This window comes from Aquimarina macrocephali, assembly GCF_051627225.1.
GTDB classification, from domain to species: Bacteria; Bacteroidota; Bacteroidia; order Flavobacteriales; family Flavobacteriaceae; genus Aquimarina; species Aquimarina macrocephali.
Genome location: NZ_CP151795.1, coordinates 261,167 through 288,082, shown reverse-complemented (window position 1 = coordinate 288,082; position 26,916 = coordinate 261,167). Strand labels below are relative to the sequence as shown.

Sequence of the window (26,916 nt, the reverse complement as noted above, 5' to 3'; positions counted from 1 at the left end):
TATCATTAACATGAGAATTATTATAAGTTTCATAAAAGGAGTTATTTATTTAGCCTCTTGCCTTAGGATCAATGATTTTAAGATTACAATTTCTACCTTTTAATAAATGAACGTACATAATTTTATCGATTTATTGAATTTTTATAAAGAGTATACCATAAAAGGGATTTATATTTTTTTCATTTTAAAATTTCTATTTCGCTCTCATCAAACCAGCCATATTTTAAAGCACTGTTTTTTATGATTCTTGGATTATCTGTATAAGCAATAATGGCAAGGCTTTCTTTGGCCCGGCTACATGCAACATAAAAAAGTCGCTTTGTTCTATCAATTCCTGTTTCCTGTCCTTCGGTGATATTTTTTTTATCTCTATCTGTAAGTTCCTTTGATCCAAATAATTTATCATAACTAAACATAAAACCTCTTGCTTCTTCATCATCAATAACTACCATTACTCTAGGATATTCTAATCCTTTCACTCCTTGATGAGTCGCAAAAGCTGAATCTTGAGAAAGATAGATGTTATAATTTTCAATTTGTGAAAAAGGAGTTTGAAGTACAACATCCCAAGCATTTATAACATCATCTTGATACTCATCTTCTTGACCCTCTTTTTTGATGTTAACATCGATATTTGTCTTTTCCTCTTCAGTTCTTGCTAAAATCAGATTGAGAACACCAGGTATAGGAAATAAGCCTGTTTTTTTAATTACTTCTAGTACCCTTATAAGTTGTGGATCTGCTTTTTCATTCCAAAGTCCTAGTAATTCATTAACACCTTCATTAATTGATGAGATATATTTAATTTGATCTTTTGAGGCCTCGATTGCTTTATTTTGGAATAAAGGTGATGAACGTTTTATAATCTTAGCCATAGAAAATTTATCATCGTTTCTATAGGCTTCTAAAAGTGGAAGTATCGTTTTGCCAAACAAGTTTAGCCCAGAAAGGGAACCATCTAGCAAACTTGTTTTTATTTTATCTACTTTATATAATGGTTCAAATAGCTCGAAAAACCCCATTCTATTAGCGGCCATATGATGCTCTAGTATCAGAGTCTTAAAATTTACAATATCTACATTACTCTTTTCTGCTTCATTATTTCCCAAAATCCATTGAACGTCCTTTGTGATTTCTGACATTTTTTGAGCTACCTTGCTCTCAACTAATGCTTTGTCAAGAGTTCTGTCGCTTACAAATAGTCTAACCGTTCCGTCTGCTTTTTCTATTCTTGGTATTTGTTTCTGACCGTCAACATCTTTACGAATTTCATTAATTAGTTTTATGATACGTTTGTTTGAACGATGATTCATTTTCTTTGCAGGTTGCAGCCAATCAGAAGGTAGATTATTTCCTAAATCTTGTTTTCCGTCTGCATAAATACGTTGCATTGTATCACCAAAAAGCCCTAGAGAGAATGACTCTTTTTTATTTTTCTGAAGTTCAAAAAAGGCATCAATCAATTCTTTCTTAGTATCCTGGCTTTCATCAATGAATAATACAGGGAATTTTGACACAATAATATCTTGCATTAAGGCTTTGGACTCCACAAAATGTGCTGTGATGTTTATAACCTCACTATGATTTAGAGAAGCCTTTGAAATATTATCTCCATTTGGATTATAGATAAATTGATGAATTTGCGAGAGGGTACTCAGCCTTTTTTCTTTTGATTCAATTTTCCGCGCCCTATCTATCGAAGTTTTATTAGCTAAGTTTCTACTCTTTGATTGAGCTTCTTTCAAATCATTTAAGTCATTTTGTAACTCTATTTTAAGCCATTCCTTAATATCAATAGTCAATGGTTTAATTAATTCCCAGGCGAAGCTATGTATAGTACTTACATAAAATATAGGATCAAATTCCAATCTGTGCTTGATTTCGTCTGCTGCAGCATTGGTATAAGTTATGATAGCTATTTTTTGGTTGAATAACTTGTATTCATGACCAAATTCAATTTTAAATCGAGACAACACATTAACCAATGAACGTGTTTTACCAGATCCGGCACCTGCAAAAAGGAAGAAACTTTTTGGACTTGAAGGGTTAATACATTGAAATATTTCAGTATCGACGGAATCATCAATGGTGTTACCTTTTTTCATATTACTATATCTTTGGATTAATTAATCCTGTTTTCTGAGAGATAAGTTTTGTTTCAAGCCAGCGCAGACCTTCTTCGATATATTTTGGGGTTTTTAGTTTATTAGGTTCTTCAAAAAAGAAAAGCTCTAAAGCAAATTCAGCTTTTTTTGCATTCTTGTCAGTTATGTGATCATACATAGCTTGTGCAGAAATATTTACATCTTTTTCTAAAGCGGCACTTACCATTTTCTTTAATAGACCAGTCGTTTTTTTTAATGCTTCGAAAATCACCTTGTTTTCCAAAACTAAAGCGTCTTCAAATGTATAAGGATGAACAGTAACATCTGTTTTACCGTCATTTATAATAACTGCTGTTTGATAAGCTACTTTAATAGGAAGCTTACTATCTTCTTTTTTCTTGTTATGTAATGCAAGTAATTTGTCTAAATCTTTCTCTCTCGGAATCCACGTTTTTAAGGTGCTATTGCCTGTTTCGTAACCTTTGCTTAATTCTGGTCGAACTTTTGACCGATTGGTGCTTGGGTTAATCGAATCAAGATCAGTCACAATTAATGTAATAACACCTAGGTTTTTAATAAATTCCTTTAGTCTATGAGCGTGACTTCCACCTATCTCTATAATAGATATATAGCAGTTATTGAGTTTTGTATGGTGCTTGATGAAATAGGGTAGTAGCATTCTTTCTGCTGGTCCTTCTACCAAAATAACTGCATCTGCAAAAAACAAATTACTGTGAGTAGTTTTTAAATATCTAATAGCAAATCTAGTTGTGTCATCGTCAGTGCCAAAGGTTGTTGAAAGGTTGACCACCGTAGAAGTATTGATAGTTTTACTATCTGTTATGTTTCTTTTGAAATATCGTAATGATGTAAAATCAATCTCGTGAGCCACGTGATTAGAATGAGTACTTATTATAAGTTGTGTTGAAAAATTATTTTTATCTTTCAGTTCTTTGTGATTTCTTAATACTTTATAAGCTTCTTTAATGAAAACCTGCTGTACTTGGGCGTGCAGATGTGCTTCCGGTTCTTCAATTAATACAAGATGAATTGGTTCAAAATGTATTTCAGTATCTGTTTCATTTAAACTTTTACCTACTTTCATCCATTCATCTCTAAATCTTATAATTTTGAAAATCATTGAAATAAGATTCTGGTATCCTAATCCATTATATTTCTCCGGTAAGGACAAGCTAGAAAATCCATCATCTAAAGAGTATTGAACAGAAGAATCATGTTGAAGACTATTTACTGTATTAATCTCACTACTTAATTTTATATTTGGATTACCAAAACCAGGGTAATTGAGCAGTCCAAGTTCATCCAAGGCTGGTTTAAAACTCTTCCCCAGATTTTCATCAAAAGTTTTCTTAGCCTCGTGTACTTGTTTTAAAGCAGCAACATCAGCTTTTGTAGGATTCACATTAGGGTTTAGATGCTTATCATAGTAACTACGAAGTTGATTTGATAGGTTTTTAGAGTTACCAGTTTCTGGAGTGTCAGAATTTGCGTCGGTAAAACCTCGTTGTGCATTGATAATATCAACCTTGATTAATTTATTAAGTGTTTCGCCTTCTATAGCTAGGTCCACTTCACTTAGGTGTTGAGGACTATCTTTAAGATCTGGATCTAACAAATATGTTTTTACAGTGAAAAATTTACTTAATTTTCTATCTAAAAAATCCCACATATTTTTTGGCCATAATTTGAAAGTTGACTTTGAGTCAACGGGATTTTTTTTTCCGAAAATATCTTTAGCGTTTTTACAGACTGTTGAAAATTCTTTATATAGCTCTTCAATATTAGAGGGCTCAAGCCTTAATCTCACGCCTAACAATCCACCTTTCCAATCTAAAGTGGGAATGATATGACTTATGTGTTGTAATTCGTTATTTTCAATATGTAACCATAGATCTAACGTAGGGAGTTCAGGTTCCCAGTCTTTTATTGTTAAATCAATTTTAGTTAGATCTTTTTCCTTTAACCACTTTTCGCCAATAGCATTAATAGTATTCCAATTAGACAATGTAAAATCTCTGGTATTGAACTTTTGTTTTGTTTTAAGAAACAAAATCAAGGCATCCATAGCAGATGTTTTACCACTATTATTGGCACCTACAAAAACAGTCTCTTGTTTTGAAACGTCAATTCTACAATTTTTAAGTTTTCTGAAATTTTGAATATGGAGAAAGTCTATAACCATTTTAAAATCATTATATAGTTTTACAAAACTTTAATACTTCCCGCGACTTTATATTATGCATAACCTATAAACTCCGGATATATTTTTTGTTTTTAATAATTGTTTTACCAGTCAGAGCGTTTATCGATTATTGTACTTTTAATTTTGCAATTACAACTAATTTATAATTGTGATATGATTGTATTAACCCGTCCTTCTAAATCATCAAAAATATCAATGTAATCTTTATTTATCGAATCTTTTCTGCTAACTTCAAATACAGGAATAAGCATAAGAGCTCTTTCTTTCATCATAACAACAGATTCTTTATTTGTTTTATTCATCTTATTAAAGTCCGTTTCCAAATTTTCGACAATATTTATTATTTGTTTAATACTTTCTTTCATTTTAAGAGTAATTATTTAGTCGTTTTATTAAACTTTTTAATATTTGTTATAATCAACAGTGTTAACAAAGCCACACATATTACATTCAATTAAAGGCCCTTCTTCTATTTTATAAACAAAAACCCCATACCCAGAATTGATCTGGATATAGGGTAATTAACATTTTTACGTTGCTTCTAAATTAGTGAAATTTATTTAATTCTAGTTATTTTTTTTCTTTATTCAGCTTTTCTATATAGTCAGTTTACTAAATTTAGTTTTCGAAACTACCTCTGTGTTTTTTCAATTAATCTATAAAAGATTAAGCTAAGTGTTTTAAAAACATAAAAAAAAGGCACCTAAACTAGCACCCATAAATAGAAAACCCCATAATCATTAATGATTTGGGATTATTCTGTGGAGTCGGAGGGATTCGAACCCTCGTCCAAACAAGTAATACAATAGCTTTCTACACGTTTAGTTTTTGTTTAATTTTCGTCGATAGGAAAGACCAAAAACCGCCAACTTATCGCTTATTCTCAATTAAGTTTCGAAATTATATCAAGATCCTATAATTTCTAGGCCTATTTTTACGATACTCAAAACCAAACGCCATAAACCAAGGCTTTTGAAGAGTATCCTGCTTGTCTACCTTGTAGACCGAGGCATTATCCTACTAAAATTCAGATTATGCAGCTAGGGCGTAGTTATTCTCGCCGTTTAAAAAAGTGAAATATGATATTTACGAGCTATATCTCAGCGCTCGACGTGCTTACTACTTTATTAATCTCGCTGTCAAAACCAGTCGACCCCAGTAGTATTTTCCGAAATTTGATCATTATATTTCTTTTTAAAACAGAATCTGTTTTCAATTTGATCAAAAATACTTTCGGGCAGCAAATATAATCATAATTATCATATATTTACCCTCGTTTTTTTAGTACAAAATTTATACCAATTCATATGACTAAGTTCGGTGTCATTAAAGAACGAAAAAACCCGCCAGATCGTCGTGTAGTTTTTTCGCCAGATGGCCTAAAATCAGTAATGACCAAATTTCCTAAAGCTTCTTTTATTGTAGAACCTTCTAGTGTTAGAGTTTTTAATGACTCTGAATATGAAAAAGCTGGCTTTGCAGTTTCTGATGATTTATCAGATTGTGATGTGTTACTTGGTGTAAAAGAAGTACCTATTGCTGCTTTATTGCCTAATAAAAAGTATTTTTTCTTCTCTCATACAATCAAAAAGCAAACGTATAATAGAGATTTACTTAATGCTATCCTTAAAAATAATATAGAATTGTATGATCACGAAGTTATCGTTGGTCAGAGTGGTTTTAGATTAATTGGATTTGGGAGATATGCAGGGATCGTTGGGACATACAATGGGTTTAGAGCGTGGGGAATTAAGTATGATACTTTTGCCTTGCCTAAGGCCGAAACACTTAACGATCAAAAAGCGTTAGAGTCTGAATTATCTAAAATCAAACTACCAAATATAAAGATTGTACTTACAGGAAATGGAAAAGTAGGAAGCGGGGCCAAAGAAATTCTGGATGCCATGAATATTAGAGAAGTTTCTGTAAATGAATATTTGAATACTACATTTGATGAACCCGTTTATGTTCAAATCGATGTGTTGGATTATAATAAACGCAAAGATGGTCGTACTATAGATAAGGGTGATTTTTATACAAACCCACAAGAATATGAAGGAGATTTTATGCGATTTGCAAAAGTGAGTGATATGTATATTGCTGGTCACTTTTTTGGAGATGGGGCACCTTTTATTTTTACAAGAGAGGAAGCAAAATCCGAAGATTTTAATATCAAATTAGTGGCAGATGTTTCGTGTGATATTGATGGGCCTGTTGCTAGTACAACTCGATCTTCTACAATTGCAGATCCGGTTTATGGATATGATCCGCAGAGCGAAACAGAGGTGGATTTTAAAGATCCAAAAGCAATAGGAGTTATGGCTGTTGATAATTTGCCCTGCGAATTGCCTAAAGATGCAAGCGAAGGATTTGGAGAAATGTTTTTAGAACATGTAATCCCTGCTTTTTTTAACGATGATAAAGATGGTATTCTCGAAAGAGCAAGAATGACCAAAGACGGAAAACTGACAGAAAGATATAGTTATCTTCAGGATTATGTAGAGGGTAAAGAATAATTTTAATAAATAGATCAATACAATATGACAACTCAAGAGCTGGTTGCCCAAATACATGCAAAACAATCATTTTTATGTATAGGATTAGATGTGGATTTAAATAAAATCCCTAAGCATTTATTGGATAAAGAAGACCCTATTTTTGAGTTTAATAAAGCAATTATAGACGCAACACACCATCTCGCTGTGGCCTATAAACCTAATACTGCTTTTTATGAAGCGTATGGTATTAAAGGATGGAAGTCTCTGGAAAAAACGATTATCTATTTAAATGCAAATTACCCCGAGATTTTTACGATTGCAGATGCCAAACGTGGTGATATTGGTAATACAAGTACAATGTATGCCAAAGCTTTTTTTGAAGACTTAGCGTTTGATTCGGTTACTATTGCTCCTTATATGGGTAAGGATTCTGTAGAACCATTTTTGGCATTCGAAAATAAACATACGATACTTCTTGCGCTAACCTCTAATCAGGGAGCTTTTGATTTTCAAACAAAAGATGTAGAAGGAAAAGAACTGTACAAGCAGGTATTAGAAGTTTCTAAATCATATAAGAACTCTGAAAACTTAATGTATGTGGTTGGAGCAACGAAAGCTGAGTTTATTGGACAAATTAGAAAAATTATACCGGATAGTTTTCTTTTGGTTCCTGGTGTAGGAGCACAAGGCGGAAATTTACAAGAAGTATGTAAATATGGATTGAATGATCAGGTAGGATTGTTAATCAACTCTTCAAGAGGTATTATATATGCTTCAGACGGAACCGATTATGCCGAAGCAGCAGCAAACAAAGCATTAGAACTTCAAAAGCAAATGGAAAATATCCTGAAATAAAAAAAAGGAACAAGAATAGTGTATACTCTTGTTCCTTTCCAAAAGGATAGAATTAACGCCAATTGGCGTTAAAAACGTGTTTTGCATACCCATAAAGTCCGTATGCAATAAAAATAATGAAAAATGGCATTATGCCATAAAAGATGATGTTTGGTAATATTGAATTCATAGCCCCAAAAATTTTAATATTAATGTCTCCTAAGGTAAGAAGATGTTTTCTAAAATCCTATTTTTAAATATCTAATTACTAAGTATTTATGATTTTTTTATGATTTTTGAAAATTATTAAAAGTAACACAACCAGCGTTATGATATGTATAGATCAATTAGGTAGGAGAATAGAATTTTTAAAACCTCTAAGACGTATTATTTCTTTGGTACCTTCGCAAACCGAGTTATTAGTTTCGTTAGGATTATCGGATAATATTGTTGGAGTGACTAAATTTTGCGTTCACCCAAAAGCGATAAGAAGTCAAAAAGTTATTGTAGGGGGTACCAAGAAAGTCAATTATGAAAAAATTAAAAAACTAAACCCAGATATTATCCTTTGTAATAAGGAAGAAAATACAAAAGAGATCGTAGCGCACTTGCAAGAAGAATATCCTGTGCATGTTTCAGATATTTATTCTATCTCTGAAGCTTTAGAAATGATTAAGCAATACGGAGAGATTTTTAACAAAAAAACTGAAGCAACTACGCTTATATCTAAAATAAGATTAGAAAAAGAATCTTTTGATGATTTTGTGTCTACAATGCCCCAAAAACGAGTGGCATATTTTATCTGGAAGGACCCCTGGATGGTAACCGGTAAAGATACATTTGTAGATCATCTGCTAAAAGCAAATCGTTTCATAAACGTTTTTGATGATAAAGATCGTTATCCAGAAATATCAAAAGAGGAACTTAGCTCAATACAAGATTTGGATTTGATCATGTTATCTTCAGAACCATATCCTTTTTCAGAAAAGCATATTGATGAACTAACAAGTATATCCAATGCAAAGGTCATTTTGGTTGATGGAGAGTATTTTTCGTGGTACGGATCTCGCTTAGCCCAGGCTTTTTCATACTTCAAAACACTGCATGAAGTTTAAAATAAACCTATACTTTTTTATGAGAATAAATAATAAACTTCAGTAGGTAATTAGACAGATATCAATTAGATAGATTGTCCCTCGATTTCTTTTATCTGGATTAAGATTTTATCAGCTTTTTGATGAAGTTGATCACTTTTGTTTTTATCTGTAAGTGCTAATTTATAAGCACTCTTCATTAATTTACAGTAGGTGTACTGTAATTTTTGCAATTCAGTTTTGTTCTTTAACCAGACAAACATTTCTCTTCTCTTATATTTATAATGCAAAGATACTGGATAATAGAAAGGAGGTTTCTTAAGGATCAGTTAAGGTAGCCTAAAATTGTGATAAATGTAATAAACCTCTTAACTATTGATTAAGAGGCTTATTTAAGATTTTATCGATCTTGTAGAGCAAATACTCGTCGCAATAAATCGGTTGTTCTGGAGCTAAGCTTAGTCCGAATGTCTTTTTCTTCTACTGCAATCATTGCATACACTCCTTTAAGAGCTTCACCCGTTACATAATCTGTTAGATCCGGGTTTACATTATTGGTGAGCGGTATTGAATTGTATTTTGTGATAATATTAGACCAAATTTTATCTGCACCTACTTTAGAAAACGATTTGTTAATTACAGGATTAAACTTTTGGTATAGTTGGCTTCGCGTTTTACTCTCAAGATATTGAGTAGCTGCCCTGTTATTACCTAGCAGTATTTGTTTGGCATCATTAAATGTTATTTGTTTTACAGCACCTACGAATATAGGTGTTGCTTCTTTTACAGCATCTTCTGCAGCACGATTAATTGCTTTTAGTCCTTCATCTGCAAGTTTGCTTAATCCAATATCTCTTAACGTCTTATCTACTTTTCGTAACTCTTGCGGAAGAAGAATTTTAACAAGTTGGTTTCTATAAAAACCATCTTTTTGGGTAAGTTTTGTGACTTGCTTATCAATACCATTATCTAAAGCTTCTCTTAATCCATTAGAGATATCAATATTGCTTAATCCAAAACCTCCGGTGGTCTGCGGAAGGTTATTTACAACTTGTTGTAACTCTGCACAACTTGATAATAAAAAGATAGCGAGTATAATAAAAATTTGTTTCATGATTTCTTATTAGATTTGAGATTGTAATTATATGTAATGCACTATTATAATTAAGTTGATATTCAATCATAATTATGTATTGCGAATTTTATCTAACCTTTAAAATTAATAAATGTAGCCAGATGAAATCAAATTTAATTTTTTTAATACTATCTACTCTAATTATTTCATGTAAAAATGAAAAAGTATCGATAAAAAACCAATCTGTTCTACAAAATGAATTTGATCAGTATATTACTATATTAGGAATTGCACAGGACGGAGGGTTTCCTCATATTAATAATACAAATGAATACGTAGCAGTTCAAAAAGGCGAGGTTGATAAAGAATTGGTTACTGCATTGGGCGTGATTGATAAGAAACACCATAAAAAATTTATATTCGAAGCAACACCAGATATGCCAGAACAATTAGCAGTTTTGGATAATGAACATCTAAAAAATGATGCTATTATTGATGGCGTATTTTTAACGCATGCTCATATAGGACACTATACTGGATTGATGCATTTTGGCAGAGAAGCAATGGGAGCAAATAAAATACCTGTGTATGCAATGCCAAGAATGCAATCTTTTTTAGAAACTAATGGCCCATGGTCGCAATTGGTCTCTTTGAAGAATATAACCATTAAACCTATACAGGCAGATTCTACAATTGCGTTAACAAATGCGATACAGGTAATTCCTTTTTTGGTACCTCATAGAGATGAATATTCTGAAACGGTAGGATATAAAATTATCGGAAATAGTAAAAAAGCATTATTTATCCCAGATATTAATAAGTGGTCTCTTTGGAAGAAAAATATTGTAGATCAGGTTAAACAAGTAGATTATGCCTTTATTGATGCTACTTTCTTTCAAAATGGAGAAATCCCAAGACCAATGTCCGAGGTGCCACATCCTTTTATCGAAGAAACTATTGCTTTATTTAAAAATGAGTCAAAAGAAGTAAGATCAAAAATAATATTTATTCATTTTAATCATTCGAATCCCGTACTTCAAAAAGATTATAAAGGAAGAACAGCTCTGGAAAAACAAGGGTATCATTTTGCAAATACCAAGGATGTTTTTCCGCTATAAAAACTACAGTATTATTGTTATAAGTGATTGCTTATTTTGTTCTATTAGATCTTCATTGATTAGGAAAACACATTCTTTCTAAATATAAAAGCTATAAATATTAGTATTAAAATTTGAAACATAAAATCACTGAAAATGGGGGATGCTACTACTAAGTATCGTTTTATCTTTATAGATGATTTATAAAGTGAAAAACTATATATGTTTTGGAAAAATAACTTGAAATTGCCTATTACTTCAGAAGATAAAAAGTGGGTAGAAGAAAGTATTGCGTTTCTTGATGATAAGTTAAAAGGGCGAGAGGCGAAAATGGAAACCGTATTGCCAACTCATCCTTATTTTAGCAAGAAGTTTGAAGGTACGCTATCAGATGCAAAGTTTGTATTAAATCAGGTTATACAACTAATGGGGATAGAGGATATAAGTATCCAGTTGAAATTATTTAATGATGGGGCAGTAAAAATGGAAGATGGTAGTATTCTTACAACACCAGCCGATATCAATGGGAGATGGAAAGGTGCGGCAGGAATGTATCAAAATTTAAATGATGTTACTACGATTTTTATAGCCACCGATCAGCTTAACAACTTAGAAACTCTAGTTGCTACATTAGCTCACGAGTTATCGCATCAACTGCTTTTAGGAGAACAATGGATTAAGGATAATGACGAGTATCTCACAGATCTTCTGGCCATAGTATGTGGTTTTGGGATTTTTATTGGAAACTCTAAATTTAATTTTTCTTCAGAACAAATAGGAATTAGGAGTAACTGGAAAATGAGTGAACAAGGGTATTTACCAGAACAAGTTATTGCCTATGCGATGGCATATTTATCAATTAAACGAGGAGAATCTATTGACTATGCTAAATTTCTAAATAAAACTATAGCAAAATATTTCAAGCAAAGTATAAAGTATCTTAAAAAGAATGGTGTAACAGATTCTGTTTCGAATTCTGTAAAAGAAATTGAAACTTCACAAGAAGTTATAAAAACATCTACCGAGCATAAGGAAGATTTTTTGGAAGAGACACAACAGGAAACACCCGAAAATGCTAAAGAATTCAAAATAGATACTATTGAGGGAATAGAGAAGGTGTCTTTGGTAGAGGCTTGCGCTCAAGAAGATATTCTGTTAGTGAAGCATTTACTACAAATAGGAGTAGATGTAAATACTACTTCTAAATTAGGTTTTTCTGCGTTGAATATGGCAGTCATTAAGAATAATATCAAGTTAATACATATACTTCTTGATGCTGGAGCAGATATCAATCTTCAGAACACAGATGTGTTTGGTTTAGGTGAAACACCACTTATATCAGCGGTTAAGGAAAATAATGCAACTGTTATAGAATTAATATTAGATCATGGTGCAAATCCTAACACACCAAATTACTTTCATAAAACACCTTTGATGATAGCGGCACAAGAAAATGCTCTGGAAGCAGCAAAAGTATTATTAGAACATAAGGTGCCGATTGAACATGGAACCCACACCGGTTTATATACAGAAACACCACTATGTATTGCGGTTTTAAATAATCATACAGAGATGGTTACCCTTCTTGTACAGAACCGGGCAAAGACCAAACCACTTAGAAAATTACCACGACATAAGATTAATCCTAAAATGGTAAAGTGGCTAAAACAACGTAAATATTTATAAAAACCAGTATCTCTCGTTTTAAAGCGCTATATTTTGAAACAGAAATACATTTAAATAAGGGAGTTTTTCCTTTATGAAAAAACAACAGTTTTGTTATTATAGACCAGTAATTTTCTTTCAAGATGATGTTTAATAGCTCGAGATAATACAATTTTTTCGAGATCACGACCTTTAAGAACAAAATCATGAGCATTATGAATGTGCGATACACGCGCAATCTCTTGCTCAATAATAGGTCCGCCTTCTGGATCAGAAGTCACATAATGACTTGTTGCGCCAATGATTTTTACACCTCTTTCATAAGCAGAGTGATATGGCTTTGTTCCAGGAAAAGCAGGTAAAAAAGAACGGTGTATGTTTATGATTTTATAAGGAAATTGATCTATAAAATCAGAAGAAATAATTTGCATATATCTCGCCAGAACTACAAAATCAATGCTATGTTCTTTTAGAAGTTCTATTTGCTGTGTTTCAGCTTGCTTTTTGGTGTCTTTTGTTACCGGAATATGCTTAAATGGGATGCCAAAAGCATCAGCAATAGGCTTAAGATCTTCATGATTACTTATAATAATAGGGATGTATACTTTTAATTCTCCAGAGGCATATCTTCCCAAAATATCATAAAGACAATGATTGTATTTAGAAACAAAAAGAGCCATTCGAGGCTTCTTTTCTGTATTATACATTTCCCAATGCATGTTATAATTTTCTGCAACGTGTGTAGTAAAGGACTCTTTAAATAGCGCTAGTTTTTCTTCGTCTTCATCAAATTCGCATTCTAATCTCATAAAGAATTCCTTTAGTTCACGGTCTACATGCTGTTCTATGTATATGGTATTCCCTTTTTTGGCCAAAATGAAATTGGTGACTGTTGCTATAATTCCTTTTCTGTCGGGGCAATTAATTAATAGGGTTGTTTTTTTCATTATGACTTGTGTTTTCTCAAGACATAAACTTACTATTATTGAACTGATTTTAGTAATTGTTTTTTCTTAAGTTTTATGAATCAACCTTATTCTTTTATTGATTTTGGACTGTATTGCTTTGATCAATGTATGATTTTTAGAAAACTAACATAATAAGTATTAAATTTGAACTATAAATAATGAAAGCATTTGATAGGTTAAATAAATTATATAATTCTAAAAAAATAGTCCTTTTTGATGCGTATTTCGTAAATTAGCAGCACTAAAACCACTTTTTATTATCAATGGAACAAAAAGCACCATATACACCCAAGAATAAAGTAAGAATAGTTACCGCAGCTTCATTATTTGATGGACACGATGCGGCTATTAATATTATGCGCCGTATTATCCAATCTACAGGAGTAGAAGTCATTCACTTAGGTCACGATCGTAGTGTAGAAGAGGTTGTGAATTGTGCCATACAAGAAGATGCTAATGCTATAGCTATGACTTCCTATCAAGGAGGGCATAACGAATATTTTAAGTATATGTATGATTTGCTAAAAGAAAAAGGAGCAACTCACATTAAAATATTTGGTGGTGGTGGTGGAGTAATCCTTCCCGAAGAGATTAAAGAACTGATGGATTATGGGATTACTCGTATATACTCTCCTGATGATGGAAGAGAATTAGGGTTACAAGGGATGATCAATGACCTTGTAGAAAGGTCGGATTTTCCTATAGGAGATCAACTTAATGGAGAAGTAGAGCACTTAGTAGAAAAAGAAATTGGTTCTATTGCCCGAGTTATTTCTGCAGCAGAAAATTTTCCTGAAATAGCTAAGGATACCTTAGATCAAATACATATAAAAAATAAAACGTCAAAAACACCCGTGCTTGGTATTACGGGTACTGGTGGAGCTGGTAAATCATCATTAGTTGATGAGTTGGTTCGCCGGTTTTTAATTGATTTTCCTGAAAAAACAATCGGATTAATTTCTGTAGACCCATCTAAACGTAAAACAGGAGGAGCATTATTAGGAGATAGAATTAGAATGAATGCTATTAATTCTCCAAGAGTATATATGCGTTCTCTAGCCACACGTCAATCTAATCTGGCATTGTCTAAGTATGTGGCAGAAGCTATAGAAGTGCTTAAAGCTGCTGAGTTTGATCTTATCATTCTCGAAACTTCCGGAATCGGCCAGTCTGATACCGAAATCTTAGAGCATAGTGATACCTCTTTATATGTAATGACACCAGAATTTGGTGCAGCAACGCAATTAGAGAAAATAGATATGTTGGATTTTGCAGACCTGGTAGCCATCAATAAATTTGATAAAAGAGGCTCTTTGGATGCATTACGAGATGTAAAAAAACAATATATGCGTAATCATCAATTATGGGATATTCCACAAGATGAGTTACCAGTATATGGGACTATTGCTTCGCAGTTTAATGATCCGGGAATGAATACACTCTACAAGGCAATTATGGATAAGATTGTAGAGAAAACCGGAGTTGAGTTGAAATCTGATTTTCATATTTCTAAAGAAATGTCTGAAAAGATATTTGTTATTCCACCAAGTAGAACTCGATATTTATCAGAAATCTCAGAGAATAACAGAGCATATGATAAAACTGCAAACACCCAGGTAGAGGTTGCACAAAAATTATATGGTATTTATAAAACTATCTGTAGCGTTGCTAATGTCGATTCTATTGCTTTATCTAAGAATGGTATTGAAGAAGAGAGTCTTCAGAATATAAAAACCGAGGATAATGCATCATTTTTGAAGTTACTTTTAGCAGAGTTTGATAGAGTAAAACTTAATCTTGATCCTCATAATTGGGAAATTATTACAGGATGGGCTGTTAAGATCAAAAAATATAAAGATCCTATTTATTCTTTTAAGGTAAGAGATAAAGAAATTAAAATAGAAACACATACAGAATCTCTGTCGCATAGTCAGATTCCTAAGGTGGCATTACCAAAATATGAAGCTTGGGGTGATATCTTGAAATGGTGTTTACAAGAAAATGTACCAGGTGAGTTTCCTTATGCTTCGGGCTTATATCCTTTTAAACGTACCGGAGAAGATCCAACACGTATGTTTGCTGGAGAAGGTGGACCCGAACGTACCAATCGTCGTTTTCACTATGTGAGTTTAGGAATGCCCGCTAAGCGACTTTCTACTGCCTTTGATTCGGTAACACTTTATGGAAATGATCCTGATCAAAGACCAGATATTTATGGTAAAATTGGTAATGCAGGAGTATCGATTTGCTGTCTTGATGATGCAAAGAAATTATACTCTGGATTTGATTTAACACACGCCATGACTTCGGTAAGTATGACCATTAATGGTCCTGCACCAATGTTACTAGGTTTCTTTATGAATGCGGCGATCGATCAAAACTGTGAGAAGTATATTAAAGAAAATAACCTTGAAACCGAAGTAGCATCGAAAATCAAAAAAATATATACCGAAAAAGGAGTAGAACGTCCAGAATATCAAGGTGAACTCCCTGAAGGTAATGATGGATTAGGATTAATGCTTCTTGGTGTTACAGGAGATCAGGTATTACCCGCAGATGTATATAATGACATTAAAGCTAGAACTTTAAATACTGTTCGTGGTACAGTACAAGCAGATATACTTAAAGAAGACCAGGCACAAAACACTTGTATTTTCTCTACAGAATTCGCACTGCGTTTGATGGGAGATGTACAAGAATATTTTATTGATAAACAAGTACGTAACTTCTATTCGGTATCCATTTCTGGATATCATATAGCAGAAGCAGGAGCAAATCCGATCACACAGTTAGCATTAACATTGGCAAATGGTTTTACGTATGTAGAATATTACCTAAGCCGTGGAATGGATATTAACAAATTTGGCCCCAACTTATCCTTCTTCTTCTCTAATGGTATTGATCCGGAATATGCAGTTATTGGCCGTGTAGCACGTAAAATATGGGCAAAAGCATTAAGAAATAAATATGGAGCAAATTCTAGAGCTCAGATGTTGAAATATCATATCCAAACCTCGGGTCGATCATTACATGCTCAGGAAATTGATTTTAATGATATTCGTACAACACTTCAAGCTTTATATGCAATTTATGACAACTGTAACTCATTGCATACCAATGCTTATGATGAAGCGATTACCACGCCAACAGAAGAGTCTGTGCGTAGAGCAATGGCAATACAATTGATCATTAATAAAGAATTAGGATTGGCTAAAAATGAAAACCCAATTCAGGGATCTTTTATTATAGAAGAACTAACAGATCTTGTTGAAGATGCAGTATTGGCAGAGTTTGACAGAATCACAGAACGAGGAGGAGTGCTTGGAGCTATGGAAACCATGTATCAACGTAGTAAAATACAAGAAGAAAGCTTGTATTATGAAACGTTGAAACATAATGGAGAGTTTCCGATTATTGGAGTGAATACATTTTTAAGCTCTAAAGGGTCACCAACGGTAACACCTGGAGAAGTAATTCGTGCAACAGAAGAAGAAAAGGAGTACCAGATCACAATGCTAAACGAATTGCATAAAGGAAATGCTGACACTACTACAGAACTACTAAAAAACTTACAACAAAAAGCGATCAGTAATCAGAACATTTTTGAAGCTTTAATGGATGTATGTAAAAAATGTTCTTTAGGCCAGATTACATCAGCACTGTTTGAAGTAGGAGGGCAGTATAGACGAAATATGTAAGTTGCTTAACTCGTAAGAGCGAAGCATAATATAGAATCCTTTTAATAAAACCTCACAGGGATACTGAAACAAGTTCAGTATCCCTGTGAGGTTTTATTGTTTGTAGCATTAGACGAACTCAATTCAATACTCGATTTATTTAGGGTTTATCTAAGAAAGATTAATAATGATCAAAATTTCAATATCTTTAGACATGAGTAATACCATTTTAACTTTGAAATTGGTATAAAAATCTAATTCGTGTTTAGTACCATAGAATATACAGTAACTGCAATTGTGTGCCTTATTTCGGCAATAGTGATTCAACGTATTTTTAGCAAAGAAAAACTTCGTGGAGCTGATAAAAAAGCTATTCATGGAATCAAGTGGTTTGGACTGGCAATATTTGTTTGGGGTCTTGGAGCCTTGGTTAATTTGATTATGGTTGAAGGATTACAATGGCCTTCGACCAATAAAATCCTGATTTATTTTGGAGTACTGGTTTCTTTAGCAAACTCGTTGTTTATTTTATTATCTCTTCCTTCAATAGAACATCCTCAAAAACCTGGGATTGTAGTGCGACTGGTACAACGTTTTAGTGTTCGCGAATTTATAGGACTCTTTTGTGGTGTTTTAGGAATGATCACTTTTGTTTTTATCGCATCTTCCTATGGTAATCCCGAGATTAGTAATAATTTTATTTGGTTGATTGATATCCCTATTTCTATTTTGGTGGCTATTTCATTGCTGTATGAACTTAATAAAGCTTTTGTAGGAAGGCAAATGAGATTTATGTATTTGCCCACGTTTGCATTATTTGCCTTAATTGTAATCGCTGTTTCTCATCGTATGATACCGCAGGATAGAGTTTTACAATTTATTGATCAGCAATTCTGGGGAGTATTAGGTAGTATTACTGCTATTTCATTCAAATTTCTTTTTATTCTTTTATTTTCTATTCTTTTATACAGTTGGAAATTTCTTTCAGAAAAAGAACAACAGCAAAGCCTGGCTCAAAAACTGGAAATTCAAAAAGCTAAACTCGAAAAAGAAAAAGAACAATTACTATTGGCAAACGAAAGCCATTTGGATACGATCAAGACATTAAAAAATAACCTAAAAACGATAAAAGCAACATCAAAAATAGAACTTTCCGAAAGGCAAAAAGAAGTTTTAGGATATCTGGCGTATTATGGAAGCTATAAATCATATACCGAAATTGCCCAGGAAATGCACATTAGTACAGATGGATTTCAGACCCATATTCATCAAATAAAAAAGATGCTTAACATAAGCGGGACAGGGGGAAAAGAACAGTTGATTGCTTTTGCAAAGGCTAATAGTTTTCTTCAATATACTTCACTAAAAGATGATACGTAACCGTATGCTTAACCATTCTGGTCATAAATTTTGAATACTACTTAACCTTTTGTGGTGTGAGTTTTTAGAGCAATTTGCTTTAAAAATTTCACTATGTTATTTCTTTGTATTATTTCAGAACAAAATTTAGATGAAAATATCAATCGTGTTTTTGGTGATGCTACCAGTTGGTTTGTCGATGCAATTCTAGCCGAAATCCCAATCACAGAGACTGTAGGGATTCCTTGGGTGGTTGTAGTATTGATATTAGGAGCTGGATATTTTACACTGTATTTTAAGTTTATTAACGTAAGAAGCTTTTATACCGCAATACAAGTAGTTCGGGGAAAATATGATGCTGTAGAAAATTTGGATCACGATGGTTCTAGTGATTTATCTTCTGAAAGTGCTTTAGTAAAAGAAAAAAATACTGATGATGATGTAAATGGAGAAGTTAGCCATTTTCAGGCATTAACTACAGCTGTTTCGGCTACAGTAGGACTGGGTAATATTGCTGGTGTAGCAATTGCCTTATCTATTGGTGGTGCCGGAGCAACACTCTGGATGATCATTATAGGAGTGTTGGGGATGTCTTCAAAATTTGTAGAATGTACATTGGGAGTTAAATACCGGGAGGTGGATAGTGACGGAAAAGTTTTTGGCGGTCCTATGTATTATTTAACCAAAGGGTTAGGAGAAAAAGGCTACGCTAAATTAGGAAAAGTTCTATCTGTACTTTTTGCTATTATGTGTATAGGTGGATCGTTTGGTGGTGGTAATATGTTTCAGGTAAATCAGGCATTTAAATTGTTTGACCATGTGATAATTTCGGATAACTCAATGTTACATGGACAAGGTTGGGTGTTTGGAGTTATCATGGCAATATTGGTTGGTGTTGTTATCATTGGCGGAATCAAAAAAATAGCAAGTGTCACGGATAAAATTGTACCCTTTATGGTATTGATTTATATCGTCGCAGTTTTGATTGTTTTGGTATTGTACAGCTCTGCTATTCCGGCAGCATTTAGAGCGATTTGGGAAGGTGCTTTTCATCCTGAAGGAGTGATGGGAGGTTTTGTAGGAGTATTGGTTCAAGGGTTTAGGCGAGGAGCTTTTAGTAATGAAGCAGGAGTTGGTAGTGCTTCAATAGCCCACAGTGCTGTAAAAACACGTTTTCCTGCAAGTGAAGGACTAGTGGCATTGCTCGAACCTTTTATCGATACCGTAGTTGTGTGTACAATGACTGCTTTGGTGTTAATTATAACCGGGCAGGTAGATACAAGTACCGAAATTGATTTTGAACAAGGTGTTCTCCTTACTGCTTCTGCATTAGAGAGTGGTGTTTCATGGTTTCCGTATCTCCTCACAATTGCAGTATTACTTTTTGCTTTCTCTTCTATGATTTCATGGTCATATTATGGATACCAGGCCTGGAGTTATCTTTTTGGAAGAAGCAAACGCACAGAATACTTGTATAAGTTTATTTTTTGCTGTTTTACAGTAATAGGCGCTGCAGCTACATTAAATGCAGTTACAGATTTTAGTGATGCAATGATTTTTGCTATGATGGTACCTAATATGATAGGTTTATTTTTATTAAGCCCTAAAGTAAAAGATGAATTAATACGCTACAAAAAAAGTATTGCCGGAAGGATGAAATAATCAAAAAATATCATGAAATAAAAACCTATAAAAAGGACACTTTATAAACTCATCATCCAGGAACGTTGCAGATGTTTAAATTTTCTAAGCTCTTTACGCAATAGAATTAAGAATTCTTTTCCGTTACTTTCCGATTGTTCGAGACGCTCACAATTTTTATAAAGCCTATTGGTGATGTGTATTAGAGAAGTAGCATGCCTTATACGCTCATCTTGAAAGACTTGGTTTTCGGCTTTAATTATTTTAGGAGCCAGCGCATCTGATTGTCTTATGATGTCACCCGTAAAATAAATATGAGGATTCTCACTCCCGTTATTTTGTAATGTAGCCAAGTCATGAACAAGATAATTTGAAATGCTTCTCGAGAGTGTAAATATCTCAAGAGCTTTCTTGTATAATCTTTTATTTCGGGGCTGTAATCTCATATTAGTTTGTTACCTCAAAAATAATGTTATTTTCAGTATTTTTTCTTTATTATTTAAAGTTAAATGATTAATTTACATTAGTAATTAAGGACTTTTGTTCTTTTTTGCTTAAAAATGAAATTTTTGTAAATGGAATAATAATTAGAAGATATAGCTATATAAAATATAGAGTATAAAAGTATAGATAAGGATAGAAAAAAGACTCTTATGCAAATTCTAAATGATCATTAAAAAAATGAAAAATACACCAATGAAAATAGATGCCATAAACTGGGATATTCTAAAATGTTTGCAACAAAATGCAAGATTATCTAATACTGAGATAGGAAGAAAAGTAGGTTTAAGTTCTCCTGCAGTTGCAGAAAGGATAAAGAAGATGGAAGATTATGGAGTTTTAAAAGGATATATTGCCGATGTTTCATATACCAAAACGGGGTATCAATTAAAGGCAATAATCACGCTGCGAGCATTTATGGGAAGATTAAAACCATTTTTGATAAAAGTATCAGAATTTAAGGAAGTTATGAATTGTTACCGAATCACAGGTAATGAAAATATAGTTATGGAAGTAGTATTAAGAGATCAGATACATTTGCAAGAATTTATAGATAGACTTATTACTTATGGAGAAGTTAAAACACATATTATACTTTCTAATCTTATTGAGAATAATCCAATTACTGGTCATGCCGAATTTAGAGAATTAGATATCTAATTTATGGCATGAGATTTGATTATATCTATACAAAGAACAATCTTTATCTTGTGTGAGGACATTAGTATGGGGAACTAAAGAGAGTACAGGGAAAAGATGAAAAACGTCTGAAAGCATTCAGACGTTTTTTTATTGCTCTTATCCAGATTTCATTAAATTTATAGAATAATTATGCATCTTTTTGTGCTCGTTTTAGTCCTATAGATATATAATTATATTAAATCATAGCATTATGAAAAATAAAGAATGTACCTGCACGTGTTCAAGTTGCGCAGAAGGACAATGTTCTAACTGCTCCAGCATAGGATGCGAATGCACTGGATGTAGCTGTTAACAATAACTTCCCTATTTCTATTAAAAATAAAAATAGGGATATTTCTGTTTTGATTTATGGAAACTTCGGATCTTTGGAAAGCCTATCATAAAGACATTAGATTGTTTATAAAAAGTAAAGTGAAAAATGATCAAATTGTTGATGATTTAATACAAGAGACTTTTATAAAGGTACATGGTAATAAAAATAAACTTAGAGATCATTCTAAAATCAAATCCTGGCTATTTACAATTGCAAGAAATATAGTATATGATTATTTTAAAGAAAATAAACAAACTACAGATTTTATAAATGAACAAATATGTGAAGAGACCTATGCTGATCATTCTGAAAAAGATTGTCTCCCAGAATTAATAAATAGATTGCCAGAAAAATATCGAAACCCATTACTTCTTTCTGATGTGAAAGGTCTTAAGCAAAAACAAATTGCAGAACAATTAGAAATACCTTTGTCTACTGTTAAATCACAAATACAACGTGCCCGAAAAATGATCATACAAGGATATATGGATTGCTGTGACTATAAACTTAATGATAAAGGAAAATTAGTAGGAGAGACTAAAGGGAAGGAAAATTGTAAAATATGTAGATAAAAAGATATTAAAATACTGCTAAAAGCTATTAAGTGGTATTTTTTTTGTGTTATTTAGTTATAAAATCATTGTATTGTGTCAATATTATTTCTTAAAAAACATCTCTTTTTTGTTATACTTTGCATAAGCTTCATAAACTATGGGCAAAATACACTTACACTCAAAAAGGGCGTTGTTGTAGATTCTTTGATTATTCCTTCTACAGGTAATCATTTTAGTATTTATTTACCCAAATCTTTTGATTTAGATAAAAGTTGGCCCTTACTCTTGGGGTTTGATAGTTCGGGAAATACAGGGAAAACTGCGCAATTATATAGAGAAGCAGCTGAAGAGCAAGGATATATTGTAGCTATTAGTAATTTTCAGGAAGATCAAGAAGCGCAAAAAAGGGTAGAGTATGTATCTGATTTTATGAGCTATATTTTTTCTCTTTTTCAGATTCAAAAAGGAAGAGTCTACATTGCGGGGATACAGGAAGATGCAAAACAGGCAAGTTTACTAGCTGCTTTATATCCTAATGAAGTGTTTGGGGTAATTGCAATAGAAGATACTTACTTCTATGATTCGAGAATAAGAATTAAAAAAAACTTCTCTTATCGAGGTATTGTAAGTATCGACAATTATAGGTACCAGGATTTTTTCAATATTAAAAAATACTTAAAAAGCAGAGCAGTTCCGGCTGATGTCTATGTATGTGAGAAAGATTCTGGATTACTACTCAATAAACATATTAAAAAAACACTATCTGATTTTACATTGCACGCAATGAATAAAGGAAGGATGCCAATAGATTCTATTTGGGTTCGAGGTTTATTTCAGAAAGAAATGAAACAAGTAGAATCTTATCAGGATAAAGGTAGATTCTTAAATGCTTTTAATGAAGTAAAACGTATACGGCTCAAATATGGCGTTTTTTTTAATACTAATTATCTAAAAGAAAAACAGAAAGAAATTAAAAAAACTAAAGCGTATAAACAACAGAAACGACTAGAGACAAAATACCTGAACATGGAAAGTTTTCTTAGAGAAGCATATTTACTTTCTATGGAGGAAGATATAGGAGTAAAAGAGTTCGAAAACCTGGGGTGGTGGAAATATCAAATGTCAGAATTAGATACCTTGATTTTAGGGAAAGAAAAACATGCCCGTCATATGGGATATAGAATGAAAGGTTATGTGAGATATCTGGTTGATAGTTATAAAAATGAACTTCCTGAAAAAGAAGAAAACCTGGAAGAAAATTTATTCCTTAATATATTGAGTACCATAGTAGATAAAAATGATTTTGAATCTTATCGAAAAATAATTTCATTGAGTGCCCAAGATCAGGATAATGAAACAGCTTTGTTTTATTTAGAGCAAATGCTGAAGAATGGTTATAAAGATCTAAATGCATTGTATACTATAGAAGGTACATTAGCCTTGAGACTATCTAAAAAGTATAATGAATTAGTGAAAAAATACCTCGGAAATTCTAAATACTTCTTTTCAAAATAAATTGAAATCATAAAATTTTGTGTATTTCATCGAATTTATGTGTTTTTTATCGTCATTTTTTTGGTTTGTATGATTTTTTTACATTATATTTACAATAGTAAAAAATACTTGATGTGTCATCCAGAATTAACATTTTAAACTGTATGACGATATGGATTTAAAATATTAGTTTGGAATACATCAGGGATAAATTAAGTGTGAGGACATTAGTCTAAAGACCCCGAATCTTGAAGCTAAAGAGAGTACGTAATTTTCCCTAAATACTGAAAGCGATCTGAATAAGATCGCTTTTATTATTTTTATTTATTAACTACAAGATGAGGTACATTTTCCAGGTTCCAGTCAATCACTAATCCTCCTGCAAGTGATCTTGCAATTTCTGCACCATATAGATATTCACATAAGTATAATGCGGCTTCAAAACTTTTGGCACCTCCGGCAGAAGTTATATACTTTTTGTCATGTACAAACAACACTTCTTTTCTGATATCCAAGTTAGGGAATGTACTGCGCATTTGATCTATATCACTTGGGAAAGTAGTAGACACCACATCATCAAGAACTCCAGCTTTAGCGAGAACAAATGCTCCGTCACAGTGCGAAGTCATAAATGAGGCAGTTTTATCAACTTGTTTTATAAAATCAATCATTACTTTATCATCTAAATCGGTATCTAAATGGTGCTCGGCACTGGGGACTACTAAAATATCTATTTTAGGTAAAGAATCTTTTACATAATTATAATCAGGTATAATTTTTATACCTTCAAATGTTATTATATGGTGATCTGTATTTGCAACAGTAAAAACATTCATTTGTTTTATGTTCTTACGATATTGGGTATGTTGAAAAATATCAAAAGGTGCAGTAAATTCAGTATTATAGGTTCCATCCATAATGAGGAAAGCAACATTATATCGGTTAGGCTCTAATTTGGGAAAGCTCTTTTTCTTTTCTACTGTTTCTATTTTTGTTTCTACAGTGCTAGATTGTTTCTCCTGTTGTACTTGAGTACAACCATAAATTAATATAATACAAAAGGTGAAAAAGAAATTTTTCATTGCTATGAGTTTTATAAATGATGGTTAGCCAGATACTTTTTCCTGGCTAAGTTTTCGTTTTACGATATATAATAAAAATGTTCCTAAGGCAGCAATCAGTGTCATAAAAATCCAGGTATTTTCATACCCAAAATTATTTATGAATTGCATTCCAGAGTTATGGCCAAAGATATGAGCAAGAGAAAAAGACATACTATACAGTGCCATATAGGCTCCTTGTCTTCCCTTTTTTGATCTATCTAAAGCAAAAGCATTTCCAAAGGGAAATGCGACCATCTCTCCAAGTGTGGCGATAATCATTCCGATAACCAAAACTCCTGCCCAGGGAGTAACCAATAGTAGTAGAAAACTTATACCTGTTAGAACAAAACCTCCAATAACATTGCCTATTCTAGATAGTTTGGTTTTTTCTAGGTATGCTATGAGTGGCATTTCTAAGAAAAATATTAAAGCACCATTTAGCGCAAGTAATAATCCGATTTTCTGTTCTGATAATTGGTGAATTTCTTTATAATACAACGGGATTGTAGAAAAGTACTGAACAAATATAAAACCAAATAAAGCTAATGCAATTAGAAACAAGACATAAGTACCGTCACTATGAGCATTTACTGGGTTTTCGACAACAACTTCTTTGTCTAATACTTTTGCTTTTTTAGGGTGAAGGGTTTGTATCATCACTAATCCAGCTATAATACAAGTAATCCCGTCTATCCAAAATAAGCCGTAATAGCCTATAGATGCTATAATTAATCCACCGACTGCAGGGCCAGCAGAAAATCCTAGATTGATAGCAAGTCGAATAAAAGTTAATGATCTGGTTTTATTCTCTGGTTTGCTATAGGCGCTTAATGCCACAAAAAAAGCAGGCCTTGCCATATCTGCAATTGCAATTAGAATAAAGAAACCGGCACAAATACTCCAAAAACTAGTAAAATATTGAATAGTTATAAATGAAACACCTGTTAATAACAAAGAAATAAGTATGACTTTATAGTAGCCAATTTGATCACATAATTTGCCTCCTAACCAAGCACCTAAAAAAGAACCTAATCCATAACTGGTCATAATCCATCCTACTTGTTGTAGCGAAAAATCCAGGTCATCAGTTAAGTATAGAGATAAAAAGGGGATTACCATTGCCCCGGCTCTATTGATTAGCGTGATCAAAGCTAACCACCATACCTCTTTTGATAATCCAGAAAAAGAGTTGAAATAATGAAGGAAAAGTTTTAGCAATGTACTTGTGATTTGTATTAGACTTCCAATTAATAGATAAAAGTAGTTTTTTATCTATTATTTAAGCATAATTTTATTGAAATTAATTAGTTAACTAATTGTAAATTGTACTTTTGCAAAAAATAAAGGGGAAGTGTTCAGAATATCAATTTTATTTGTGTTTTTTATTGGGAATATAATTGCTCAGGATTCTATAGCGATAAAAAAAGTATTATCTTTTCAGGAAGAGCTTAATAAAGATTTTTCTTCTGAAGAAACGTCACCTTTAATTCCAAAAGATTTAGAACGTTTTAAAACACTCGATTTTTTTGAAATTGATACTTCTTTTTGTATTCGTGCAAAATTTGTTCGTACACCATATGAGACGCCTTTTGTTATGAAAACCACAACGGGTAGAGAGCCATTATATGTTAAATATGGAGAAGCCCATTTTATATTTCGGCAAAAGTCTTATGTATTACAGATATATCAAAATCAAGGATTAAAGACTCAACCAGAGTTTGAAAATTATTTATTTCTTCCTTTTACAGATTTAACTAATGGAGAATTAAGTTATGCAGGAGGACGTTTTATAGATCTCAAAATTCCTGAAGGAGACTATATTGTTATTGATTTTAATACTTCTTATAATCCGTATTGTGCTTATAACGATAGATATTCTTGCCCAATACCTCCAGAAGAAAACCATCTGGATATAAAGATTCCTGTGGGCGTTAAGGTATATAAAAAGTATCCAGAGAATGAATAAAAAAAGCGCTCTGATAATTCAGAACGCTTTTACTTTATAAAAAGAT

General features: G+C 32.4%; 21 protein-coding genes and 1 other RNA gene. 12 read left to right on the top strand and 10 right to left on the bottom strand.

The genetic code is table 11. From position 1 onward, the window contains the following. Positions 1-179: 179 nt before the first annotated feature. From AAFU52_RS01265 to ssrA, 4 genes are all read right to left on the bottom strand, one after another. Complete coding sequence (locus AAFU52_RS01265; RefSeq protein ID WP_438424847.1) at positions 180-2,105, bottom strand: UvrD-helicase domain-containing protein; 1,926 nt, start codon at positions 2,103-2,105, stop codon at positions 180-182. Between the two features lie 4 nt (positions 2,106-2,109). Next, entirely contained in the window at positions 2,110-4,308 is a 2,199-nt protein-coding gene (locus AAFU52_RS01260) for an ATP-dependent endonuclease (protein ID WP_438424845.1), read from the bottom strand. Between the two features lie 161 nt (positions 4,309-4,469). Continuing rightward, positions 4,470-4,631, bottom strand: coding sequence for a hypothetical protein (locus AAFU52_RS01255; protein WP_438424844.1), 162 nt, complete (start codon positions 4,629-4,631; stop codon positions 4,470-4,472). 457 nt (positions 4,632-5,088) lie between these two features. Further along, positions 5,089-5,486: a transfer-messenger RNA gene (ssrA, locus tag AAFU52_RS01250) on the bottom strand. A gap of 150 nt (positions 5,487-5,636) precedes the next feature. Between ssrA and AAFU52_RS01245 the strand changes: the two genes are divergently transcribed. The 3 genes from AAFU52_RS01245 (at position 5,637) to AAFU52_RS01235 (ending at position 8,776) form a co-directional block, all read left to right on the top strand. Continuing rightward, positions 5,637-6,845: an NAD(P)-dependent oxidoreductase gene (locus tag AAFU52_RS01245; protein ID WP_438424842.1), complete on the top strand. Its 1,209-nt coding sequence runs from the start codon at positions 5,637-5,639 to the stop codon at positions 6,843-6,845. A 24-nt stretch (positions 6,846-6,869) separates the two neighbouring features. Beyond that, positions 6,870-7,682 carry an orotidine-5'-phosphate decarboxylase gene (gene pyrF / locus AAFU52_RS01240; RefSeq protein WP_024772119.1) on the top strand — a complete coding sequence of 271 codons (813 nt, stop codon included), beginning with the start codon at positions 6,870-6,872 and terminating at the stop codon, positions 7,680-7,682. Positions 7,683-7,990: 308 nt separating this feature from the next. After that, the gene (locus AAFU52_RS01235) at positions 7,991-8,776 is read left to right on the top strand and encodes an ABC transporter substrate-binding protein (RefSeq protein WP_438424839.1); all 786 of its coding nucleotides are present in this window, start codon (positions 7,991-7,993) and stop codon (positions 8,774-8,776) included. A gap of 65 nt (positions 8,777-8,841) precedes the next feature. Here the strand turns inward: AAFU52_RS01235 and AAFU52_RS01230 are convergent, their stop codons facing one another. Next, positions 8,842-9,018: a Lacal_2735 family protein gene (locus tag AAFU52_RS01230; RefSeq protein ID WP_152538641.1), complete on the bottom strand. Its 177-nt coding sequence runs from the start codon at positions 9,016-9,018 to the stop codon at positions 8,842-8,844. A gap of 137 nt (positions 9,019-9,155) precedes the next feature. Then, a complete protein-coding gene (locus AAFU52_RS01225; RefSeq protein ID WP_024772121.1) occupies positions 9,156-9,869 on the bottom strand; it encodes a DUF4197 domain-containing protein in 714 nt (237 codons plus the stop codon). A 122-nt stretch (positions 9,870-9,991) separates the two neighbouring features. Here AAFU52_RS01225 and AAFU52_RS01220 point away from each other — a divergent pair, with 122 nt between their 5' ends. Then, positions 9,992-10,948: an MBL fold metallo-hydrolase gene (locus AAFU52_RS01220; RefSeq protein ID WP_024772122.1), complete on the top strand. Its 957-nt coding sequence runs from the start codon at positions 9,992-9,994 to the stop codon at positions 10,946-10,948. Positions 10,949-11,149: 201 nt separating this feature from the next. Continuing rightward, positions 11,150-12,613 (top strand): ankyrin repeat domain-containing protein, encoded by a 1,464-nt coding sequence (locus tag AAFU52_RS01215; protein ID WP_438424836.1) that lies wholly within the window; start codon positions 11,150-11,152, stop codon positions 12,611-12,613. 71 nt (positions 12,614-12,684) lie between these two features. Here the strand turns inward: AAFU52_RS01215 and purU are convergent, their stop codons facing one another. After that, positions 12,685-13,539 (bottom strand): formyltetrahydrofolate deformylase, encoded by an 855-nt coding sequence (gene purU / locus AAFU52_RS01210; RefSeq protein WP_438424835.1) that lies wholly within the window; start codon positions 13,537-13,539, stop codon positions 12,685-12,687. Positions 13,540-13,823: 284 nt separating this feature from the next. Here purU and AAFU52_RS01205 point away from each other — a divergent pair, with 284 nt between their 5' ends. The 3 genes from AAFU52_RS01205 (at position 13,824) to AAFU52_RS01195 (ending at position 20,258) form a co-directional block, all read left to right on the top strand. Further along, a complete protein-coding gene (locus AAFU52_RS01205; protein ID WP_438424833.1) occupies positions 13,824-17,258 on the top strand; it encodes a methylmalonyl-CoA mutase family protein in 3,435 nt (1,144 codons plus the stop codon). 240 nt (positions 17,259-17,498) lie between these two features. Beyond that, positions 17,499-18,617, top strand: coding sequence for a helix-turn-helix transcriptional regulator (locus AAFU52_RS01200; protein ID WP_024772126.1), 1,119 nt, complete (start codon positions 17,499-17,501; stop codon positions 18,615-18,617). Between the two features lie 93 nt (positions 18,618-18,710). Next, complete coding sequence (locus AAFU52_RS01195; protein ID WP_438424831.1) at positions 18,711-20,258, top strand: alanine/glycine:cation symporter family protein; 1,548 nt, start codon at positions 18,711-18,713, stop codon at positions 20,256-20,258. Positions 20,259-20,299: 41 nt separating this feature from the next. On the opposite strand, the gene AAFU52_RS01190 is transcribed toward AAFU52_RS01195, so the two are convergent. Further along, positions 20,300-20,683: a hypothetical protein gene (locus AAFU52_RS01190; RefSeq protein WP_024772128.1), complete on the bottom strand. Its 384-nt coding sequence runs from the start codon at positions 20,681-20,683 to the stop codon at positions 20,300-20,302. A gap of 250 nt (positions 20,684-20,933) precedes the next feature. Between AAFU52_RS01190 and AAFU52_RS01185 the strand changes: the two genes are divergently transcribed. The 3 genes from AAFU52_RS01185 to AAFU52_RS01175 all read left to right on the top strand — a co-directional run bounded on the left by AAFU52_RS01185 (position 20,934) and on the right by AAFU52_RS01175 (position 23,822). Beyond that, positions 20,934-21,398 carry an Lrp/AsnC family transcriptional regulator gene (locus AAFU52_RS01185; RefSeq protein ID WP_024772129.1) on the top strand — a complete coding sequence of 155 codons (465 nt, stop codon included), beginning with the start codon at positions 20,934-20,936 and terminating at the stop codon, positions 21,396-21,398. A 390-nt stretch (positions 21,399-21,788) separates the two neighbouring features. After that, positions 21,789-22,325 carry a sigma-70 family RNA polymerase sigma factor gene (locus tag AAFU52_RS01180; protein WP_438424829.1) on the top strand — a complete coding sequence of 179 codons (537 nt, stop codon included), beginning with the start codon at positions 21,789-21,791 and terminating at the stop codon, positions 22,323-22,325. Positions 22,326-22,400: 75 nt separating this feature from the next. After that, entirely contained in the window at positions 22,401-23,822 is a 1,422-nt protein-coding gene (locus AAFU52_RS01175; protein ID WP_438424828.1) for a hypothetical protein, read from the top strand. Between the two features lie 299 nt (positions 23,823-24,121). Here the strand turns inward: AAFU52_RS01175 and AAFU52_RS01170 are convergent, their stop codons facing one another. Beyond that, the gene (locus AAFU52_RS01170; RefSeq protein ID WP_438424827.1) at positions 24,122-24,883 is read right to left on the bottom strand and encodes a DJ-1/PfpI family protein; all 762 of its coding nucleotides are present in this window, start codon (positions 24,881-24,883) and stop codon (positions 24,122-24,124) included. Positions 24,884-24,907: 24 nt separating this feature from the next. Beyond that, positions 24,908-26,122, bottom strand: a complete 1,215-nt coding sequence (locus AAFU52_RS01165; protein WP_024772133.1) for an MFS transporter — start codon at positions 26,120-26,122, stop codon at positions 24,908-24,910. A gap of 133 nt (positions 26,123-26,255) precedes the next feature. On the opposite strand from AAFU52_RS01165, the gene AAFU52_RS01160 reads away from it, so the two are divergent. Next, positions 26,256-26,870, top strand: a complete 615-nt coding sequence (locus AAFU52_RS01160) for a DUF1684 domain-containing protein (protein WP_035093047.1) — start codon at positions 26,256-26,258, stop codon at positions 26,868-26,870. Positions 26,871-26,916: the final 46 nt, after the last annotated feature.

Excerpts from the sequence above, each read along its gene's own strand:
- AAFU52_RS01265 (WP_438424847.1), bottom strand. The coding sequence starts at position 2,105 with ATGAAAAAAGGTAACACCATTGATGATTCCGTCGATACTGAAATATTT.
- AAFU52_RS01260 (WP_438424845.1), bottom strand. The coding sequence starts at position 4,308 with ATGGTTATAGACTTTCTCCATATTCAAAATTTCAGAAAACTTAAAAAT.
- AAFU52_RS01255 (WP_438424844.1), bottom strand. The coding sequence starts at position 4,631 with ATGAATAAAACAAATAAAGAATCTGTTGTTATGATGAAAGAAAGAGCT.
- AAFU52_RS01245 (WP_438424842.1), top strand. The coding sequence starts at position 5,637 with ATGACTAAGTTCGGTGTCATTAAAGAACGAAAAAACCCGCCAGATCGT.
- pyrF (WP_024772119.1), top strand. The coding sequence starts at position 6,870 with ATGACAACTCAAGAGCTGGTTGCCCAAATACATGCAAAACAATCATTT.
- AAFU52_RS01235 (WP_438424839.1), top strand. The coding sequence starts at position 7,991 with ATGATATGTATAGATCAATTAGGTAGGAGAATAGAATTTTTAAAACCT.
- AAFU52_RS01230 (WP_152538641.1), bottom strand. The coding sequence starts at position 9,018 with ATGTTTGTCTGGTTAAAGAACAAAACTGAATTGCAAAAATTACAGTAC.
- AAFU52_RS01225 (WP_024772121.1), bottom strand. The coding sequence starts at position 9,869 with ATGAAACAAATTTTTATTATACTCGCTATCTTTTTATTATCAAGTTGT.
- AAFU52_RS01220 (WP_024772122.1), top strand. The coding sequence starts at position 9,992 with ATGAAATCAAATTTAATTTTTTTAATACTATCTACTCTAATTATTTCA.
- AAFU52_RS01215 (WP_438424836.1), top strand. The coding sequence starts at position 11,150 with ATGTTTTGGAAAAATAACTTGAAATTGCCTATTACTTCAGAAGATAAA.
- purU (WP_438424835.1), bottom strand. The coding sequence starts at position 13,539 with ATGAAAAAAACAACCCTATTAATTAATTGCCCCGACAGAAAAGGAATT.
- AAFU52_RS01205 (WP_438424833.1), top strand. The coding sequence starts at position 13,824 with ATGGAACAAAAAGCACCATATACACCCAAGAATAAAGTAAGAATAGTT.
- AAFU52_RS01195 (WP_438424831.1), top strand. The coding sequence starts at position 18,711 with ATGTTATTTCTTTGTATTATTTCAGAACAAAATTTAGATGAAAATATC.
- AAFU52_RS01190 (WP_024772128.1), bottom strand. The coding sequence starts at position 20,683 with ATGAGATTACAGCCCCGAAATAAAAGATTATACAAGAAAGCTCTTGAG.
- AAFU52_RS01185 (WP_024772129.1), top strand. The coding sequence starts at position 20,934 with ATGAAAATAGATGCCATAAACTGGGATATTCTAAAATGTTTGCAACAA.
- AAFU52_RS01180 (WP_438424829.1), top strand. The coding sequence starts at position 21,789 with ATGGAAACTTCGGATCTTTGGAAAGCCTATCATAAAGACATTAGATTG.
- AAFU52_RS01170 (WP_438424827.1), bottom strand. The coding sequence starts at position 24,883 with ATGAAAAATTTCTTTTTCACCTTTTGTATTATATTAATTTATGGTTGT.